Source organism: Ruegeria sp. AF1 (genome assembly GCF_056542125.1).
On sequence record NZ_JBQFZG010000009.1, the window covers coordinates 1 to 18,238 of the forward strand.

Below are 18,238 nucleotides of genomic sequence, written 5' to 3' on the forward strand. Positions count from 1 at the left end.
GACGCTTGCGCTTCCTGTCTCGATCCCATCATGGCTGATCCCTCCCTTTAGGAAGAATTGAATCAGCAACTTACCAACCGATCAAGCCCGAGTTTTTCAACAAAATAGGCCGCTCACAAACTTCTCGATCTAGATGTGGAATATTGAGATATTCCCTGCCAAATCGACCTGAAGACGTCGAAGCACACAATCAGCATGTCGCATTACATAGCCTCCAACGTGTGGGTGAGGCCGTTTCGGATGTGATCTTCCAACAGTTTCTTGGCCGTGTCAGCGTCTCTGGCCAGCGCGGCATCGAACATGCCCTTGTGTTCCTTGACGGCCTCTTCGCCGCGATATGTCAGCACCAGCATCTGATACCGCAGATACTTGTCGTAGATGATCGAGTGCAGAGACAGAAGGTTCTTGGAGTTGCAGGCCGCGATCATCGCTTGGTGAAACTCCCAATCATATCGTTTCCAGGTTTCTTTCTCGGACTCGTCGCCCTTGAGAAGCTGCTGTTCCATCAGGTGCAGTTTGTGGTGTGCGGCAACGAGGTTGCCTTCCCAGTCCGTGTCGCCATTCGCAATGGACAACTCTAACGCGTGGCATTCCAACAGAACGCGCAGCTCTGAAATCTCGGTCAGGTCTTCTCGTGAAACTGGCGTGACCAGAAAACCCCGTTGCTCGGGAGCTTCGACAAATCCATCGCTGGCGAGCCGGTTCAGCGTTTCACGAAGTGTCGAAAGGCTTGCCGAGTAGCGTTCCTTCAGGGCGTCCAGCTTCAGTTTGGAGCCGGGCTGCAACTCCCCGAAGATGATGTCCCGCTTGATGCGCTGATAGGTACTTGCACCTATCGTAGACGGCTGTTTCGCCATGCGTTTCACCCGATATTATCAGTTTCCTCGTTCAATTAGCATTTTTCAGAGACATCAGCAATCCAAACTGATGTATGGTAAAAATAAAAATATCATACATTATTGCGGAATCACGAAAACCCCAATACGGTCGTGGCCAAGTTGGGCAAAGCAGCCCGATCGCAATCATCGGTTTCGGGATTTTCCGGACCCTCCGGAAGGAAGCAAAGTGTCTAAGAACTTTCGCATTGCCATTGTCGGCATTGGCCTTGTTGGACGCCGCCACGCAGACGCTATACGAGCGTTGCGCCATGTTGATCTCGTCGCGGTGGTCGACCCCAGCGATGAAGGCCGTGCTTACGCCGTTGAGCACGGGGTCGCATGTTACGAAACCCTCGAGGAAATGTTTGCAATTCAGACGCCGGACGGAGCTGTTCTTGCGACCCCGACCACGCTTCATGTTGAACAAGGCCTCACGTGTGTTCGACATGGTTGTCCCGTTCTTGTCGAAAAACCGATCGCCGTGGAAGCCACCACTGCACTGGAGCTTGTCCAAGCAGCGGAGAAGGCCAATGTGCCAATGATGGTCGGACATCATCGCAGACACAATCCTCTGATCAGGGCGGCTAAGGAAGCCATTGTCGATGGGAAGATTGGAGATGTGCGCGCTGTCCATGCGAATTGCTGGTTTTATAAGCCAGACGAATATTTTGATGCTGCGCCCTGGCGAAAGAAACCCGGCGCAGGGCCCATCTCGGTCAATCTTGTCCACGATGTGGATCTGCTGCGGTACCTGGCCGGAGAAGTCATGACCGTACAGGCGCGGTCGGCTGCATCGCAGCGGGGTTACGACAACGAAGATGTTGCCGGTGCTCTGTTGACGTTCGAAAGCGGAGCGATAGGAACCATAAGTGTGTCCGACAGCATCGTTGCTCCATGGAGCTGGGAGATGACGTCTCAGGAATATCCAATCTATCCTTCGACCACTGAGAGTAGCTACATGATAGGTGGCTCTCACGGGTCGTTGTCCGTTCCCGATCTTCGACTGTGGAGTTACCAGAGCGAGCAAAGGGATTGGTGGACGCCAATCTCATCAACCGCGCTGAAGAAGGGTGCATCCGACCCCTTGGTCAATCAACTCAGGCACTTTGTTGAAGTCGCTCGGCGCGAAGCAGATCCGATTGTGTCTGGATGGGAAGGTTTTAAAACACTCCAAGTTATTGAAGCTATACAGAATTCCTGCAGGACTGGCGAGACTGTCAGGATAAGAAACCTTCGGGAAACGCAACAACAGAGATTGCAGGTAATTAAAAATATCTGATATTTTGTAAAAAATCTTGCAAAATGTCCAAAATAGGTCAAAACTCAGAATCGGAAAATGCATCATGATGTCTCAGGGAGGAGCAAAGTGATTACCAAACTTACCCGCCGGGCTGCTGTATCAGCCCTGGTTGCAACCGGTGTTCTGTTTAGCGCAACAAGCGGTGCGTTGGCGGAAGACAAAGTGCAACTTCGCCTCGCAACATCAGGATCGGAGACCGACCAGCGCTCGGTCGCTATGGCCGAGGTTTTTGCGCCCATGGTCGCTGATTTCGCAAGCTACGAGCCCAGCTATAATGGAACCATCTTTGCCCAAGGCACCGAGTTGGACGCCATCAGCCGGGGTAACCTGGAAATGTCGATCACCTCGGCGCAGGAACTGGCACAGTTCTTCCCCGAGTTTTCGATCTTTACCGCAGGCTATGTCCACCAGGACGCCGCGCATCAGGTAGCTGTCTTCAACGATCCCTTGATGGATGCCTTTAAGCAGAAGGCCGAAGAAGAACTAGGCGTCAAACTGCTGTCGGTCATGTATCTGGGCCGTCGTCAGGTGAACCTGCGCCAGCCCAAGGATGAGCTGACAGTCACGACGCCCGCAGACTTGGAAGGCGTGAATCTGCGGATGCCGGGCACCGACGCATGGCAGTTCCTTGGCAAGGCGCTGGGTGCCGCGCCGACACCGATGGCCTTCTCCGAAGTCTATACCGCGCTGTCGACCGGTGCCGTTGACGGGCAGGATAACCCGTTGCCGACCGTCGTTGACGCCAAGTTCTATGAAGTGACCAATCAGATCGTCCTGACATCGCATCTGGTCGACCTGAACTATATAGCCATCGGCAAAGAAGTTTGGGACGGGCTGACACCGGAACAGCAAGCTAAGGTTCAGGAAGCTGCGGACGCAGCAGCTGAATCAGGCCGCCAGAAGCAGCTTCAGAAAGAAGAGGATCTTGTCAGCTTCCTGAAAGAGCAGGGCATGGAGATTTACGAACCCGATCTCGCTGCGTTCCGCGATCAGGTACAGTCTATGTATCTGGACAGCGAATTCGCTGGCTCATGGCCCGAAGGCGTTCTGGATCAGATCAACGCTCTGGGCAACTGAACCCAGTAAGACAGGGGAGGGAGAACCATAATGAAGGCCATTATGAAGGGGTTCTCCCGACTGACCGAAGCGATTGCCGGCGGGATGCTGGCGGCAATCTTCCTTATCTTCCTTCTCCAAATTCTACTACGGTACTTCTTCACCCCAGCAGGCTGGACGCTGGAATTGATCGGCATTCTTTGGGTCTGGGTGATTTTCTTCAGCTGCGCTTTCATCGTGCGCGAACGGGATCACGTGAAGTTCGACATCATCTATCTTTCGGTGCCGATGCGCGTACGGCAGGTCTTTGCGATGCTGGCGGCCGCAGCGATCGTAGTCGGTATGCTCTACAGCTTCCTTCCGACGTGGGACTACATCGACTGGATGAAAATCCGCAAGACATCGACTGTCCGCAATCCGTTCTCCGGTGAGAAGATACCGCTGCGCACAGTATTCTCGATTTACGCGGTATTCATGCTGGTCGTCGCAGCGCGCTACGCGTGGCTATTCTTCGACGTCATGCGCAATGGCCCACCAAAGACAGAGTTGGAACTGGTCGTTGGGTACAACGTGGTTGACGATCATCCCCGTGTCGACGTCGAAAAGGATGAGGAAGTTAAAAAATGAGTTTTGAACTTCTTTCCTGCCTGCTCGCTCTCTTTCTTCTGGCAGGCATCGGGACACCTATCGGCTATTCCATCCTCCTGGCCTCATTAGTGTACCTGGGCACGGCCGGACTGGACGTCGCCCTCGCGGGCGAGAAGATCCTGCAAGGCTTTTACAAAAGCACGATCCTGCTTGCCGTGCCTTTGTTCATCGTCGCCGCGAATATCATGAACGCTGGATCGATCACGGACCGTCTTTTGAACTTCTGCGTCGCTGCTGTCGGTCGTTTCAAGGGCGGCCTCGGGCACGTAAACGTGGTAGCGTCACTGATCTTTTCGGGTATGTCCGGCTCGGCCGTCGCGGATGCTGCGGGGATCGGGAAGATCATCATTGAAATGATGACCAAGGATGGCCGCTACAGCCGAGGCTACGCAGCTGCAATCACGGCAGCGTCGGCAACGATCGGCCCTATTATTCCGCCCTCTATCCCGATGGTTTTGTACGCGCTCGTTTCCAAGGCCTCCATCGGGTCGCTGTTTCTCGCCGGTATTCTGCCGGGCCTGATCATGGGCGTCGTCCTCATGGCGATGAACTATTATCTGGCCGGAAAGCGGAACTTTGCATTGGAAGAACCTGTTCCACTGCGCGAGTTGCCGGCTAAAACCGCCAACGCATTTCCGGCACTGCTGATGCCCGCAATCCTGCTATACGGCATATATGGGGGCGTCACCACTCCGACCGAAGCTGCCGCCGTAGCTGCATTCTACGCCCTGCTACTGGCAGCGTTGTTCTACCGAGCGCTGACCTTTCGCGGCCTTTATCAGGTGTTCGTCGACAGTGCGCGCTCTTCCGCAGCCGTCGGGGTTGTCATTGGTGGCGCGTTCATTCTGAACTTCATCGTCATTCAGGAGCAAATTCCTCAGTCTATCTCGGCGCTGCTGGAGGGTTCCGATGTTAGCCCGATTGTGTTCCTGATCCTCGTAAACCTGCTGATCCTCGCGCTGGGATGCGTGTTAGACGCAACAACGATCATCCTGGTGATTGTGCCCCTGTTCATTCCAACCTGCGAAGCGCTTGGGATTGATCTGGTGCATTTCGGGGTGCTGGTCGTCGTGAACTCGATGATCGGTCTGATCACGCCGCCCTATGGCATTCTGCTCTTTGTGATCAACGCCGTGACGGACATTCCGCTACGCGAAATCATCTCGGAAATCTGGGCCTTCCTCGCGGTTCTCATCTTCGCCCTGGTGATCATGATACTGATGCCTGATTTGGTCCTGTGGTTGCCGCGTATGTTTGGATATCAGGGATAATGTGCCTCTCGGTTTCGACAACGTCGATCCCCGGTGATCTGGCCGAAAAGCTGAGTGCTATCGCTGACGCGGGATTCGGGGGTGTCGAATTACACGAACCGGACTTGACCGCTTTTGACGGGCCGCCATCGCAAATTCGGAACATAGCATCAGATCTCGGCCTGAAGATTTGCCTGCTGCAACCTTTCCATAACCTTGAAGGCCAGTCTGGCGGCGGACGGGAGCGCGCCTTTGATCGACTGAAGCGCAAACTCGACCTGATGAGCGAGTTGGGTACGGATCTGCTGCTAATTGGGTCCGCATTCGAGGTCGATGCCGCTGCGACCGAAGAACAGGTAATCGCAGATCTTGGCGAGGCGGCCGAAATAGCAAAGGCAATGGGGTTGCGTCTGGCCTATATGGGCTTGCCATGGTCGGATCTTATTCACTCGGATGAACAGGCGTTAGGCGTCGTTGAAGCTATCGACAGCCCTTATTTGGGGTTGGCCTTGAATTCCTTCTTCTCGCTTGCCGACGGGTCCAAACCAGCCCGCCTTCGGGACATTCCTGGAGATCGGCTGTTCCATGTGCAGCTATCCGATGCACCCCGACTTGAGATGGATATTCGCAGGCTCAAACGGCACTTTGGGCTTCTGCCGGGGCTTGGGTCACTGAACCTTGCGGGCTTTGTGCGGGTGTTGTCCCGCGCTGGGTACAAGGGGCCTTGGTCCATTGCGCGTGTCAATGAAGCAGCTCCTCAACCCGGTGGCCTGACACTGGCCCGAGACAGCTACAGGTCGCTGGTGAACCTGTTAGATGAGGTTTCCCGGACCGAACCGGGAACAGATTTCGGCATCCCGGACCTGCCGGAACGCGTCTATGCGTCAGGCTTCGAATTCGTCGAATTTACAGCCGACGAAACAAGCGGCGCGCAGCTGGCAGATATGCTGTCAGCAATGTGTTTTCGAATGGAGCGAAAACACGTAACCAAGTCCGTCGAGCTGTGGCGGCAGGGCGCGATAAACATCGTTGTGAATACCGAAAAGGAAGGTTTCGCCCATTCGGCGTTCCTGGGTCACGGCCCCTCCGTGTGTGACATGGGGTTGCGTGTCAAAGATGCGGATCAGACGGTTCAGCGAGCGACCGCGTTGGGCGCGCCGAATTTCTCACAACCGGTAGGGACTGGGGAACTGGACATCCCGGCCATTCGAGGTGTTGGTGGCAATGTTGTCCATTTCATAGATGAGAAATCCGATCTGCATCGGGTTTGGGACATCGAGTTCGAGCCAGTCGCCAAGACCAAAGCGATCCAGCCTGCCGGTCTGCGCCGCATCGACCATCTGGCGCAGACGATGCGTAACGATGAGATGCAAAGCTGGCTGCTCTATTACATTTCGACTTTTGAGATGGCAAAGTCCCCGATCGTAAACGTTGCCGACCCATCAGGTGTTGTGCAAAGCCAAGCCATCGAGAGCCCCGAGGGCGAAGTGCGTTTAAACCTGAATGGTGCAGTTGGGCGTCGAACACTGGCGGCTTCATTCCTTGAAGACGGTTTTGGTGCCGGTGTTCAGCACATAGCCTTCCAGTCGGACGACATATTTGAAACCTCAGCCCAATTGCGGAAGTCCGGCTTTCCCAGCCTGCCCATCCCAGAAAACTACTACGCTGATCTGCAAGCGACATTCGGGTTAAGTGAAGACCTGATCGCCCAAATGCGCAGGGATAACATTCTCTACGACCGCGCAGCGGGTTCCGAGTATTTTCAGATCTACAGCCGACCTATCTTTAACGGCTTCTTCTTTGAAATTGTTGAGCGCCGATCTGGCTACTCCGGCTACGGCGCGCGCAATGCTGCGTTCCGATTGGCGGCCCAAGCGCGACACCACATGGCGGAAGGAACAACCTGATATGAAGGCGGCACTAATCGGCCAAGGTATTGCTGGCTCCATGACGCCTGAGATGCACGAGGCAGAAGGTCGGGCGCAGGGTATCGATCTGAGCTACGGTAGGATCGACACTGCAAAAGAGCCATTTCGTGGAATGTCGGTCGCTGATTTACTGCATTATTCCGTTGAATTAGGCTGCGCGGCGGTCAACGTGACGCATCCCTACAAAGCATCAGTCATTGATCATCTTGATGAGCTTTCCAAGACTGCTGAGGAGCTTCAAGCTGTCAACGCGGTGGTTTTTTGTGACGACCGAATGGTTGGCCACAACACCGACTACATAGGTTTCCACAGTGCCTTCGGAGATTTTTTGGGATCATCGAAGACTGAAACGGTTCTCATGTTTGGAGCTGGTGGCGCGGGCAGTGCAGTCTCTTTGGCTTTGCTTGATTCAGGTGTTCGAGACCTGGAGATAATCGATCCTGACTTCCACCGAGCGCAGGCGCTGGTCAGTCGACTAGAGGTCTTGCGCCCTTATGCAAAGATTCAGGGTTCCCCTTCGATTTCGTTGGATCGGATCGAACTTGTGGACGGAGTGGTCAACGCAACACCACTTGGAATGGACAAGTACCCCGGAACAGTCATTGAACCATCCCTGTTGCGGCCCGATGCATGGGTGGCAGACATCGTATATTTCCCGCTTGAGACACACCTACTGAGCAGGGCCCGCGCAACTGGGTTGAAAGTGATGAATGGTGCTGGAATGGCGGTTCATCAGGCTGCAGCGTCTTTTGAAATCTTCACCGGCTGCACCGCCTCAATCAGTCGCCTTCAAAACGTTTTCGATTCACTTCGTCAGCAGCGCATGCGCGAGTTTAGAGGTGCAACGGTATGACAAACGACGAACAAGCAATCCGCCAATGGTGGCGCACATCCATCATTGACATGAAACCCGGTAAGATCGCGTTTCGTGGCAACGCAATAGAGGATCTGATCGGGAACGTTTCTTTTCCGCAAATGATCTGGCTGATGGTGCGGGGTGATCTGCCCAGCGACGCACAAGCGCGTCTGTTCGAAGCCGCTTTGGTCGCAGGCGTGGATCACGGCCCACAGGCCCCCTCAATCGCGGCGGCGCGCATGGCTGCCACCTGCGGGGTAGGTCTCAATAATGCGATGGCGACTGCGGTGAACATGCTGGGCGATGTGCATGGCGGGGCAGGGGAGCAATGCGCCGAGCTGTATTATGATATCTCGGAACGCATGAATGCTGGGGCATCGCTGATTAATGCTGTTCAGGACGGTCTGGACAGCTGGCGCGAGACGTACGGCAAGATCGTCTCGGGCTTTGGCCACCGTTTTCACAAGCCCGTCGACCCGCGCGCGCCCAGGCTGATGCAACTTGTTCGTGATGCAGCGACAGAAGGTACAGTTTCTGGCCGCTTTGCCGATATCGGAGAAAAGGTTCAGTCCGAACTCGGTCGTCAACGCGGCGGTCGGCCGATTGCCATGAATATCGATGGTGCAACAGCCGTGATCTTCTGCGAACTTGGCTTTCCTGCGCCCTTGTCGCGAGGGCTGTTCTGCCTGTCCCGCTCGGTCGGAATACTTGCCCATGCGTGGGAGCAGATGGGTCAGGGCGGTCGGAACAAAGGGCCCATGCCCCCGAATTACTTACCCCACTACGAAGACAGGAATGATGACACGTGAGACATCGAAATCCTTCCGGGTCGGCCTTATCGGCTGTGGTCGTATCAGCGATATTTATCTAAAAACACTCTCCAATTTCTCAAACGTCGAGGTCGTCGCCTGCGCCAGCCTCGATCCTTTGGAAAGCCGCGCCAAGGCGGATCAATACGGCATCTCCAAGGCCTGCACACCGGATGAGGTGTTCGATGACCCGACGATTGACTGCGTTCTGAACCTGACGATCCCGGCAGCCCATGCCGACATCAGCCTGCGCGCCTTGGAGGCGGGCAAGCACGTCTATTCGGAAAAACCACTGGTCATGAACCGGACGGATGGCAAGGCGATTCTGTACGCGGCCGCCGAAAAGGGGCTGCTGGTCGGTTGCGCGCCCGACACGTTTCTGGGCGGTCGCTGGCAAACCGTTCGGCGCTTGATAGACGAAGGCGCAATCGGGAAACCAACTGGGGTATTTGCCCATGTCGGAACCCACGGGACGGAACGCCATCATCCCAATCCGGATTTCTACTATCAGGCGGGTGGTGGGCCATTGCTGGACCTTGGGCCTTACTACCTGACCGCCATGATCTGCTGTCTTGGTCCCGTTGATCGGGTCGCCGGAATGGCACGACGCACATTCGACAAGCGGATGATCGAGAATGGTCCCCGAAACGGGGAATGGATGGATGTCGAGGTCGACACGCATTCGCTTAGCCTGTTGCAGTTCTCATCCGGCGCCATCGGGTCGATGACAATGAGTTTCGACGTCTGGGACAGCGAAACCCCGCGCTTCGAGATCTATGGTGAAAACGGAACCATCAGCATTCCGGATCCTGACCCGGTGCATGGTGCCAATATCTTTCAAGGCGATGTTTGGCTGAAGACGCGCGAAACCTCGCGCTGGTCACATCAGCCCCGTCCAACAGGTCGCGAAGACTGGCCGGTGGTCGAGAACAAACACGGGTTCAACGAAGACAGCCGCGGCTTAGGCCTTTTGGACCTTGCTCTGGCCACACAGGAAGGGCGTCAGCCCCGTGCCAGTGGCGCGCTTGCCTACCATGTGTTCGAGGTCATGGACGCGATTGAACGGGCACCGAAATTCGGAGCCTATCAGACCATAGAAAGCCGGTGCGAGGCACCGAAGCCTCTGCCGGTCAATTTCCTGCAAGATGAGCGGAAGGAGCTGGCTCATGCCGGTTAAAAAACTCGACTTTGCGCTGCCTTTCTTTGACGTCCAGCACATCACTGATGAACAGATTTCCGTCGAGGGCCGTGCAATCGTTCTTAACCTTGGCGAACGGGGCCTCTTGATCGAGGATCAAGCCGTTGCGCCACTTTCGTCCGTGATTGTACAAAATAGCGTTTTGCACGGTGTGGAGCGCGCGGTGATCGTCCATGGCTTTGATGCCCACGGCGATGACGGCCAGCTGTTTGCAAAGGTGAAAAACACGTGGCCGTCTGCTTTTGACGTCCGGCAAGAGGAGCGTTTGCGCGGTGTCAGCCATTACATGTCGCCAAAGGTCTTCGTCGGTAACGTCGGGCTGACCATGTATCACTCGGGTTCGGTTCCGCTGAATGTCGGATTGCACATGGATCATCCGTTCTGCCCCGTACCGGGGTTTCGCGAAGTGCATACGCAAATCGTTGGCTTTGGCAAAATGCAGCAATGCCGGGAACGGGACGTTGAAACCCTTTATCTCGAAGAGTTCATGGCCCCGGGCACGACGCACAAGCCGATGTATGACACCGAAGGCAACTATCCCTGGCATCAATACGAGACGATTACCCCCAGCATCTTCATGGCGGTGGAAATCCTGCCCGAGGGCGCACGGGTCCCGGAAATGGAGGTTCAGAATGGCTGAGAGACTTCTGCCCGAAAACCTGAATTTTGACGGTCCTTTCCCCCGGTTGTCGCGCCGTTTGCGCCTGGGCGTTGTTGGCGGAGGGCGGATATCTGTCACGCAAACAACGGCCGCGCGGATGACCGACCGGTGGGAGGTCGCCGCAGGTGCGCTCAGTTCTGACGCCGCGCGCAGCAAGGCGCGCGGGGCCGAGTGGTTTCTGCCGGCAGACCGGTGCTATGCGTCGTTCGAGGAGATGGCGCAGGCTGAGGCAGCGCGTCCGGATGGCGTGGATGCCGTGATGATCACCACTCCGAACCACGTTCATTTCGACGCGGCCAAAGCATTTCTGGAGGCGGGCATTGACGTGCTGTGCGACAAGCCCCTGACCAATGAAGTCGCCGAGGCCGAGGGGCTTGAGGAGATCACCGCGCGCACCGGGCAGGTCTTTGCCGTCGGCTATGCGATGTCGTGCTTTCCGGTAATCCGGCAGGCGAAACAGATCGTGGCCGATGGCGGTATCGGCAAGATCAACCAGATCCATGTTGAGTTCATGCAAGACTGGATGACGCCCGAAGATGTGGCCGATGCGCCTCATGTAAAGTGGCGGCTGGATCCCAAGATTTCAGGCCCGACCAGTTGTGTCGTCGATATCGGCACCCATGCCGCGCATCTCGCCAGTTTTGTCTCGGGCCTGCCGATGACCGACCTGCGGGCCGAGTTCCACGTCTGCGGCGCGTCAAAGCCTTTGGAAGACACGGTATTCATGTTCACCAGCTATCAAAACGAGGTTCCGGGAACCCTGATGGCAACGCGCCTTGCCCCCGGAAACCGGGGCGGGTTGCGGTTGCGCATATTCGGGAGCGAAGGAGGTCTCGAGTGGGATTTGGAGAAGTCCGAGCAGCTGAAGTTCAATCGGTTTGGTGAACCGGATCGTATTATCAGCCGAGGTCACGGGCATGGCATCGGCCCCGGTGCAGAACGACTGATCCGTACCGCACGGGGTTTTCCGGAGGGGATTATCGAAGCCTGGGCCAACTTATATACGGAATTTGCCATGGGGGTGGCTGCCCGCCGGGATGGTGTCCCGGTTCCGGCTGATTGGCTTACTTATCCCAGTGTCGATCAAGGTGCAGACGGCGTGCGTTTCATTGGTGCCTCGGTCCGGTCACACCAATCCGGCGGTGATTGGGTCACAGTTTAAAACATAAATCCGAGCAGTTGGAAAACGCCCGTGGCATCGCCCGGGCGTTTCTATTTTCAGAGCAGTATTCAGAGTTGATATTTTAAAAAATATCAGATATTTTTTACTACGTGTGATGAATTTGAGATTCGCAGACACGTGGAGCTGTCGTTCATGGTGAAACCCGATGAGGCTGGCGCAAGCCCCTCTCTTTATTCCTTGGCGCATCTGACGCTGATCGGCTGCACGCCGCCCGAGTTGGTTTATATCGCCGCCCGGGCCGGTTACGATGCCGTCAGCCCGCGGTTCATTCCGATGCACGTGCCCGGTGAATTTACTCAGTCTCCAATCGACAAGGCGCAGGTGCAGGCCACCAAAACGGCTCTCTCTACCACCGGGGTGAAAGTCCTCGATGTCGAGCTTGCGCGCATCACGGAAGATGTCGATCCGCGCAGTTTTGAGCCCTCGTTGGAGATCGGAGGGGAACTCGGCGCCAAACGCATGATCATGAGCGCATGGACCAACGCCCGCGATGATCGTGACTTTCTGATCGACGTCTATTCCGAAACCTGCGAACTGGCAGCGCCCTACGGGTTAACGGTGGACTTGGAGTTTCCGAGCTTCTCCCGCTTGCGCACGCTGGATGAAGCACTGGACATTGTCCGCGCCTCTGATCAGCCCAACGGCGGTATTCTGGTTGATACGCTCTACCTGCACCTCAGCCGCGTAGATCTTGGTGAGCTGTTGCACGTTCCCTCGGACCTGTTTCACTTCCTGCATATCTCTGATTGCCTGCCCGGCATCGCCGATACGCGTGAGGGCATGATCCAACTGGCCCGCGATGCGCGGCTATATCCCGGTGAGGGATGGATCGATTTCACCGGCATCATCGAACGGATGCCACCCGTCGACTATTCCATCGAACTGCCCAACCAAAGCCGCGTGGCCGAGTTGGGATATGAAGAACACGCGCGTCGCTGTCTCAGCCACGCCAAGCGAACATTCGGCGAGGCGCGGTCACAGCGTCGTATGCACGATGCAGCAATTCCAAAACACCAAGAGGATCACCATGGGCAAAGAGCTCACTGAAAACGATCGCAACATGGCGGCCGATATGCTGGAACGCGCCCGCGCCGCCATGGCCGAGATTGAGGATTGGGATCAGGACAGGCTGAACCGCCTGTCCCAAGCAATCGCGTGGTATGCGGGGAACGAGAAAACTTTCACGCGCCTGGCCCAGCAAGGCGTGGACGAAAGCGGCATCGGAGATCGCGAAGGGCGTCCAGCGAAACGGTTCAAAATCCACATGGTACTGCGTGATGTCTTGCGCACGCCCTCGACGGGGATCGTCGAAGTCGACGAAGAAAAGGGGCTCGTGAAATACGCCAAACCTGCCGGTGTGATCGCGTCTCTGATCCCCATGACCAATCCAGCAATGACACCGCCAGTGACCGGCGTGTCCGCCGCAAATGCCCGGAATGCGGTCATCTTCAGCCCGCACCCGCGAACCGCTCACACGACCTTTGAAATGGTCGAAGTCATGCGTGCAGCTTGTCGTGCTGCCGGTGCTCCCGAGGACTTGTTTCAGTCCATTCGCAAACCGTCGATACCATTGACGCAACATCTGATGGAGATCTGCGACCTGACTTTGGCGACGGGAGGCAAGCCCATGGTCAAAGCAGCGTACAGTTCAGGGCGTCCAGCCTATGGTGTCGGCGCGGGCAATTCATCCATCGTCATCGATGAGACAGCCGACTTGGACATCGCCGCTCAGAACACCCGAATTTCCAAGACGTCTGACTTTGGTTCGGGTTGTTCGGCCGACGGTAACATCATCATCCAGCGCTCGGTTTACGACGATATGGTCAAGGCGCTTGAGGCCGAAGGTGGATACCTGTGTTCGGACGAAGAGAAGGCCATGCTCGAAGAGGCCATGTGGGACGAAAAGGGCAACCGCACGTTTCCGACCATCGCCTGTCCGCCTCAGCAAACGGCCAAGGTCGCCGGGTTCTCGATCCCAGAAGATCGCAAATTCCTGATGGTTGAAAATCAGGGGCAAATCGGGCCGCAGCACAAGTTTTCGAAGGAAAAACTGACAACGCTGATGGCGCTATATCACTTCGACACATTCGATGACGCGCTGGAAACGGTTAGCCAGATTTACAACACCGGGGGCAAGGGCCATTCCTGCGGCATCTACAGCCACAATGACGATCACATCGATCGGTTGGCGCGCCTGGCTCCGGTCAGCCGTATGATGGTGCGACAGCCTCAGTCCAAGGCCAACGCGGGTGCCTGGACCAATGGCATGCCAATGACCAGCAGCCTTGGTTGCGGCATCTGGGGCGGAAACATCACGAATGAAAATGTCACCATGAAACACATGATGAACTACACCTGGGTCAGCCGTCCGATCCCCGAGGATCGCCCCTCGGAGCCGGACCTGTTCGGTGAGTTCTACGGACAGGAGGTCGCGTGATGGACGGAGCGAAACTGGACGGCAAAACCGTTGCCGAGCACATCGTAGACTTTCTCGAACGCCGTGAGGTCAAGCATGTGTTCGGGCTTTGTGGCCATACGAATATCGCGGTTCTGGCCGCTCTGGCCGAAAGCCCGATTGATTTCGTTACCGTGCGGCACGAACAAATCGCCAGTCACGCGGCGGACGCTTATGCCCGCGTGACGGGCAAGGCCTCGGTGGTGTTGTCCCATCTCTCCCCGGGGCTTACCAATTGCGCCACCGGGGTCGCCAACGCGGCACTGGACTGTATCCCGATGGTGGTGATCGCAGGCGATATTCCCACGCATTACTACGGCAAACATCCGCATCAAGAGGTGAACCTGCACGCGGACGCCGCCCAGTGGGAAATCTATCGCCCCTTTGTCAAACGTGCATGGCGGGTAGATCGGGCTGACCTGATGGCCGAGATCCTGGAAAAGGCGTTTCATCTGGCCGAAAGCGGACAGCCCGGCCCGGTGCTGGTCAACGTGCCGATGGACATCTTCTCGGAAGTCATCCCCTCAGACAGCTTCGACCGTATTCTCGACAACACGCGCGCGCTCAAGAAACCGTCGATTGACGATGAAACGGCACGCGAGATTGTCGAAGCCTTGGCAAGGGCCGAAAACCCGGTCGCTTATGTCGGCGGTGGTATCCTTCTGGCTCAGGCCAGCGAGGAGTTGCGCGACTTCGTTGAACATATGGGCCTGCCGGTCGCGCATTCCCTGATGGGCAAGGGCGCATTGCGGGACGACCATCCGCTGGTGTTGGGCATGACCGGGTTTTGGGGCACCGAGCTGGTCAACCAGTCCTGCCTGATTGCGGATTACATCTTTGCCGTCGGCACTCGGTTCAAAGAGGCCGATTGCTCCAGCTGGTATCCCGGCTACACGTTTAACATCCCCGGTTCCAAGGTCATTCATATCGACATCGAACCGCAAGAGATTGGACGGAACTATCCCACCGAGATCGGAGTCGTTGCTGACGCCAAGGCCGCTTTGCGAGTCGTCAACCGGGTTGCCCGCGAGATGTATCCTGAGGGCTTCAAACGCCCCGCGCTGGAACAGAAGATCACCGACTTCCGAACGAACTTCAAAGCGCGCAACGTGGACATGGCGACCTCGTCGTCCTTTCCGATGATGCCCGAACGTATTTTGGCAGATACCCGCAAGGCACTGCCCGAGGATGCCATTATCACTACGGACGTGGGATGGAACAAGAACGGCGTCGGACAACAATTCGATATCCTGGCACCCGGTTCAATCCTGACCCCGGGTGGATTCGCGACGATGGGCTTTGGCCCTCCGGGAGCGATCGGCGCAAAACTGGCAGCCCCTGACCGTGTGGTGATAAGTCTTGTCGGCGATGGGGGGTTCGGTCAGAACCCGTCGATGCTGGCAACCGCGGTCGAGCTTGATCTGGGCATCATCTGGCTGGTTATGAACAACAACGCCTTCGGCACTATCGCGGGCCTTCAAAAGGCGCATTACGGTCTGACATACGGGACCACGTTCCCTGGATCAGCCGCAGCTCCAGCAAACGGACCGGGTTATGCAGATATTGCAAGAGCTTATGGTGCAGAAGGGCACAGGCTCAGTGCTGCTGATGAATTGTTGCCCGCATTGGAAGCGGCAATCGCCAGCGGCAAACCAACCGTTCTTGATGTCCCAATGATCAACAACCCAACACCAACGACCGGACATTGGAACATCTTGGACATATACTCACCGGACAAAGAGGTATCTCACGTCGCGACTTGACGAAACTGGGCGCGTTCAGACGCGCCCAGTTTCTTGTGTCAATGCTCATCCGTGTTCGAGCAAATATCAACAGCTCCGTCGCGGCGCGGTCATCGTTGTTGTGTGTCTGAACTTTTTTGTTGGTTAGTTATTCTCAACGAAGCACGTGAGATAATGTCAAATTGCAATAACGCTGAAGTATGTGCGTTCTTAGCGTCCAAGTTTTCTCTCTCGCAGCGAATGGCAGATTCGACGGGATGCGTCGCAGCATCACCAACAGGCGGCCAACGGCATCTGTGGGTGGCTCCTGCATTGCAAGAATTTTTTGGCGATTTCTGCGGTCGATTTCGTCAGTACTGTCGTCTGTCCGGCCTGTTCGTGCGGTGGTGTTCCGCTGGCCCTGATGAATTCCGCGAGCGAGGTTCCAATCGGCTTATCGGCCTCGGAAGAGGGCCGCTGCCATTCCCGGAGTGTCCTTGCTCTTGGTTGACTTACTTCCGCATCATCACTTCAACGTCTTGCATCTCGTGGGCAGTCGGTGTGGTTAGAACGCCGGCTGCCGGTATTCCTGTTTCTTCGTGAGCATCGCCCAGATGGCCCGCGCTGCCTTGTTTGCCATGGCGACTGTTGCCAGCCGGAACGGCTTGTCAGCGATGATCTTGGCAGTCCAGAGATCGACCTTCTCGGGTGAGCGTTTCGCCATGACCGCGCGCGATGTCATGCTCACGACCAAAAGTTTGCGAATGTAACGATCGCCTTGCTTTGTGATCTTGCCCAGCTTCTCCTTGCCGCCGCTCGACTTGTTGAGCGGGGTGAGGCCCAGCCATGCGGCCAGATCTCTTCCTGTCCGAAACTGATGCGCGTCACCGATTGTGGCGACAATTGCTGACGCTGTGATCGGCCCGATGCCAGGCATGCGCATCAATCGGCGTGCATCTGCACCCAGCAATGCATGTTGCTCGATCATCTTCGAATAGCCGTCGATGCGTTCATTCAGGCCGATGAACTGATAGCACTGTATGCCAAGCATGCCGTTCGCGATTTCAGGCATGTCGGGATGATCGCCGCTCAGATGGCGCTTCGCAAAAGCCGTCACCGCTTCGATCCCGATGGGCAATATTTGCCCAAACTCGCGCAATAGGCTGCGGATCATGTTGGCCAACTGTGTGCGCTGTCGGACGGCCAGGTCGCGCGTTCTGTGAATGGATAATATGGCCTGCTGGTCTTCCGTCTTGAAATCTACGAAACGCATTGTCGGACGGCGGACCGCCTCGCAAATCGCTTCTGCGTCGACAGCATCGTTTTTTCCGCGCTTAACATATGGTTTGACATATCCGGCAGGCATGAGCTTCACATCATGCCCGAGCTTGCGCAGCTGACGACCCCAATGATGGGATGAACCGCAGGCTTCCATGCCAACCGTGCACGGTGGCAGTGTCTCAAAAAACGCCAGCAGCTTCGCGCGTTTGATCGCCTTGTTGAAGATGACGCGGCCGCTCTCCGAAATGCCGTGTACTTGAAAAACATCCTTGGCCAGATCGAGGCCGACGGTCTTTACTGTCATTGGGTGGCTCCTTTCCTAGCAGTCTTTGACAACTGCACTTTGGCACATTCGATGCCGGTGGAGCAGGAGCCACCCACCTCATCCGGTTTGGGCCGTCCTCATCGGAGCCAGCCAGCCGGGCGATCAGATGCTGCGTTTGCTCCGAGGTCGGCAGTGATCCCATAGGAGAAGTGTCCAAATCCTGCTGCGTGCGCACGCAGCGCGGATTATTCTGCGGTTGCTGAGCTTTAGTTGTCGCAACGCGGGAAGAAAACCGGCCATTCGATCAGAGCGCGACGAAATTTGTTACTCGAACCAATAGATCGCGGACGAAACTGCCATTCGTCCTTGTGCTCACATCACCCGAATTTGGACCGAACTTCAGTTATGGCCCTATGATTGGAGGAGGCTTCCGGCGTTCTCCTGACATAGCGTTTCCGACAATCGCGGCAAGCAGGATTGCGCAGGAGGACAAAGCCCACGATCGCCGACATCGCGGCCGAAATCAGTTGCAGCCAGAAATCCGGAGTCTTGCTTCTACCTATCAGTGTAACGGCTTGAACGATGCTGCTGAAGAGCAGCTTCCACCCGAGAAATACCGCAAGCGCGACGTTGGTCGTCAGAGGGTAAATGAGAGCGAGAACGCAGGCGAGAACGAGCAAAATGCCCTGTAGTAAGAACAGCCTCGAACTGCGGCTGCATCAAGTGTCATCGGTACAGCCATATATCCG

General features: G+C 56.3%; 16 protein-coding genes. 13 read left to right on the forward strand and 3 right to left on the reverse strand.

Annotated elements, in window-relative coordinates; genetic code table 11:
• Positions 1 to 203: 203 nt before the first annotated feature.
• Positions 204 to 857: a GntR family transcriptional regulator gene (locus tag ACR0BK_RS13035; protein WP_170328650.1), complete on the reverse strand. Its 654-nt coding sequence runs from the start codon at positions 855 to 857 to the stop codon at positions 204 to 206.
• Between ACR0BK_RS13035 and ACR0BK_RS13040 the strand changes: the two genes are divergently transcribed.
• The 13 genes from ACR0BK_RS13040 (at position 856) to ACR0BK_RS13100 (ending at position 15,985) form a co-directional block, all read left to right on the forward strand.
• Positions 856 to 2,157 carry a Gfo/Idh/MocA family protein gene (locus ACR0BK_RS13040; RefSeq protein WP_480554956.1) on the forward strand — a complete coding sequence of 434 codons (1,302 nt, stop codon included), beginning with the start codon at positions 856 to 858 and terminating at the stop codon, positions 2,155 to 2,157. The genes ACR0BK_RS13035 and ACR0BK_RS13040 overlap by 2 nt on opposite strands.
• A gap of 87 nt (positions 2,158 to 2,244) precedes the next feature.
• Positions 2,245 to 3,255, forward strand: a complete 1,011-nt coding sequence (locus ACR0BK_RS13045) for a sialic acid TRAP transporter substrate-binding protein SiaP (protein ID WP_480554957.1) — start codon at positions 2,245 to 2,247, stop codon at positions 3,253 to 3,255.
• Positions 3,256 to 3,285: 30 nt separating this feature from the next.
• Complete coding sequence (locus tag ACR0BK_RS13050) at positions 3,286 to 3,861, forward strand: TRAP transporter small permease (RefSeq protein ID WP_480520424.1); 576 nt, start codon at positions 3,286 to 3,288, stop codon at positions 3,859 to 3,861.
• Complete coding sequence (locus ACR0BK_RS13055) at positions 3,858 to 5,153, forward strand: TRAP transporter large permease (protein WP_170753386.1); 1,296 nt, start codon at positions 3,858 to 3,860, stop codon at positions 5,151 to 5,153. The genes ACR0BK_RS13050 and ACR0BK_RS13055 overlap by 4 nt, the downstream gene beginning before the upstream one ends.
• On the forward strand, positions 5,153 to 7,039 hold the full coding sequence (locus ACR0BK_RS13060) for a bifunctional sugar phosphate isomerase/epimerase/4-hydroxyphenylpyruvate dioxygenase family protein (protein ID WP_480554958.1): 1,887 nt from the start codon (positions 5,153 to 5,155) through the stop codon (positions 7,037 to 7,039). The genes ACR0BK_RS13055 and ACR0BK_RS13060 overlap by 1 nt, the downstream gene beginning before the upstream one ends.
• A complete protein-coding gene (locus ACR0BK_RS13065; RefSeq protein ID WP_480554960.1) occupies positions 6,981 to 7,913 on the forward strand; it encodes a shikimate dehydrogenase in 933 nt (310 codons plus the stop codon). Before ACR0BK_RS13060 ends, ACR0BK_RS13065 begins: the two co-directional genes overlap by 59 nt.
• The gene (locus ACR0BK_RS13070; RefSeq protein ID WP_480554961.1) at positions 7,910 to 8,725 is read left to right on the forward strand and encodes a citryl-CoA lyase; all 816 of its coding nucleotides are present in this window, start codon (positions 7,910 to 7,912) and stop codon (positions 8,723 to 8,725) included. The genes ACR0BK_RS13065 and ACR0BK_RS13070 overlap by 4 nt, the downstream gene beginning before the upstream one ends.
• Positions 8,715 to 9,902 (forward strand): Gfo/Idh/MocA family protein, encoded by a 1,188-nt coding sequence (locus ACR0BK_RS13075; RefSeq protein WP_480520416.1) that lies wholly within the window; start codon positions 8,715 to 8,717, stop codon positions 9,900 to 9,902. Before ACR0BK_RS13070 ends, ACR0BK_RS13075 begins: the two co-directional genes overlap by 11 nt.
• Complete coding sequence (locus ACR0BK_RS13080; RefSeq protein WP_480520414.1) at positions 9,892 to 10,563, forward strand: hypothetical protein; 672 nt, start codon at positions 9,892 to 9,894, stop codon at positions 10,561 to 10,563. The genes ACR0BK_RS13075 and ACR0BK_RS13080 overlap by 11 nt, the downstream gene beginning before the upstream one ends.
• A complete protein-coding gene (locus ACR0BK_RS13085) occupies positions 10,556 to 11,746 on the forward strand; it encodes a Gfo/Idh/MocA family protein (protein ID WP_480554962.1) in 1,191 nt (396 codons plus the stop codon). Before ACR0BK_RS13080 ends, ACR0BK_RS13085 begins: the two co-directional genes overlap by 8 nt.
• Before the next feature lie 153 nt (positions 11,747 to 11,899).
• Complete coding sequence (locus tag ACR0BK_RS13090; protein ID WP_480520410.1) at positions 11,900 to 12,814, forward strand: sugar phosphate isomerase/epimerase family protein; 915 nt, start codon at positions 11,900 to 11,902, stop codon at positions 12,812 to 12,814.
• On the forward strand, positions 12,795 to 14,204 hold the full coding sequence (locus ACR0BK_RS13095; protein ID WP_480554963.1) for an aldehyde dehydrogenase family protein: 1,410 nt from the start codon (positions 12,795 to 12,797) through the stop codon (positions 14,202 to 14,204). The genes ACR0BK_RS13090 and ACR0BK_RS13095 overlap by 20 nt, the downstream gene beginning before the upstream one ends.
• The gene (locus ACR0BK_RS13100) at positions 14,204 to 15,985 is read left to right on the forward strand and encodes a thiamine pyrophosphate-binding protein (protein ID WP_480554964.1); all 1,782 of its coding nucleotides are present in this window, start codon (positions 14,204 to 14,206) and stop codon (positions 15,983 to 15,985) included. Before ACR0BK_RS13095 ends, ACR0BK_RS13100 begins: the two co-directional genes overlap by 1 nt.
• A gap of 523 nt (positions 15,986 to 16,508) precedes the next feature.
• Here ACR0BK_RS13100 and ACR0BK_RS13105 read toward each other — a convergent pair.
• Together ACR0BK_RS13105 and ACR0BK_RS13110 are read right to left on the reverse strand one after the other, a co-directional pair.
• Positions 16,509 to 17,528, reverse strand: a complete 1,020-nt coding sequence (locus tag ACR0BK_RS13105; RefSeq protein ID WP_480554965.1) for an IS110 family RNA-guided transposase — start codon at positions 17,526 to 17,528, stop codon at positions 16,509 to 16,511.
• 338 nt (positions 17,529 to 17,866) lie between these two features.
• Complete coding sequence (locus ACR0BK_RS13110) at positions 17,867 to 18,169, reverse strand: HdeD family acid-resistance protein (protein ID WP_480554966.1); 303 nt, start codon at positions 18,167 to 18,169, stop codon at positions 17,867 to 17,869.
• Between the last annotated feature and the right edge of the window lie 69 nt (positions 18,170 to 18,238).

Coding starts and splice junctions, on each gene's coding strand:
- ACR0BK_RS13040 (WP_480554956.1), top strand. CDS start 856: ATGCGTTTCACCCGATATTATCAGTTTCCTCGTTCAATTAGCATTTTT.
- ACR0BK_RS13035 (WP_170328650.1), bottom strand. CDS start 857: ATGGCGAAACAGCCGTCTACGATAGGTGCAAGTACCTATCAGCGCATC.
- ACR0BK_RS13050 (WP_480520424.1), top strand. CDS start 3,286: ATGAAGGCCATTATGAAGGGGTTCTCCCGACTGACCGAAGCGATTGCC.
- ACR0BK_RS13055 (WP_170753386.1), top strand. CDS start 3,858: ATGAGTTTTGAACTTCTTTCCTGCCTGCTCGCTCTCTTTCTTCTGGCA.
- ACR0BK_RS13060 (WP_480554958.1), top strand. CDS start 5,153: ATGTGCCTCTCGGTTTCGACAACGTCGATCCCCGGTGATCTGGCCGAA.
- ACR0BK_RS13065 (WP_480554960.1), top strand. CDS start 6,981: ATGCTGCGTTCCGATTGGCGGCCCAAGCGCGACACCACATGGCGGAAG.
- ACR0BK_RS13070 (WP_480554961.1), top strand. CDS start 7,910: ATGACAAACGACGAACAAGCAATCCGCCAATGGTGGCGCACATCCATC.
- ACR0BK_RS13075 (WP_480520416.1), top strand. CDS start 8,715: ATGACACGTGAGACATCGAAATCCTTCCGGGTCGGCCTTATCGGCTGT.
- ACR0BK_RS13080 (WP_480520414.1), top strand. CDS start 9,892: ATGCCGGTTAAAAAACTCGACTTTGCGCTGCCTTTCTTTGACGTCCAG.
- ACR0BK_RS13085 (WP_480554962.1), top strand. CDS start 10,556: ATGGCTGAGAGACTTCTGCCCGAAAACCTGAATTTTGACGGTCCTTTC.
- ACR0BK_RS13090 (WP_480520410.1), top strand. CDS start 11,900: ATGGTGAAACCCGATGAGGCTGGCGCAAGCCCCTCTCTTTATTCCTTG.
- ACR0BK_RS13095 (WP_480554963.1), top strand. CDS start 12,795: ATGGGCAAAGAGCTCACTGAAAACGATCGCAACATGGCGGCCGATATG.
- ACR0BK_RS13100 (WP_480554964.1), top strand. CDS start 14,204: ATGGACGGAGCGAAACTGGACGGCAAAACCGTTGCCGAGCACATCGTA.
- ACR0BK_RS13105 (WP_480554965.1), bottom strand. CDS start 17,528: ATGACAGTAAAGACCGTCGGCCTCGATCTGGCCAAGGATGTTTTTCAA.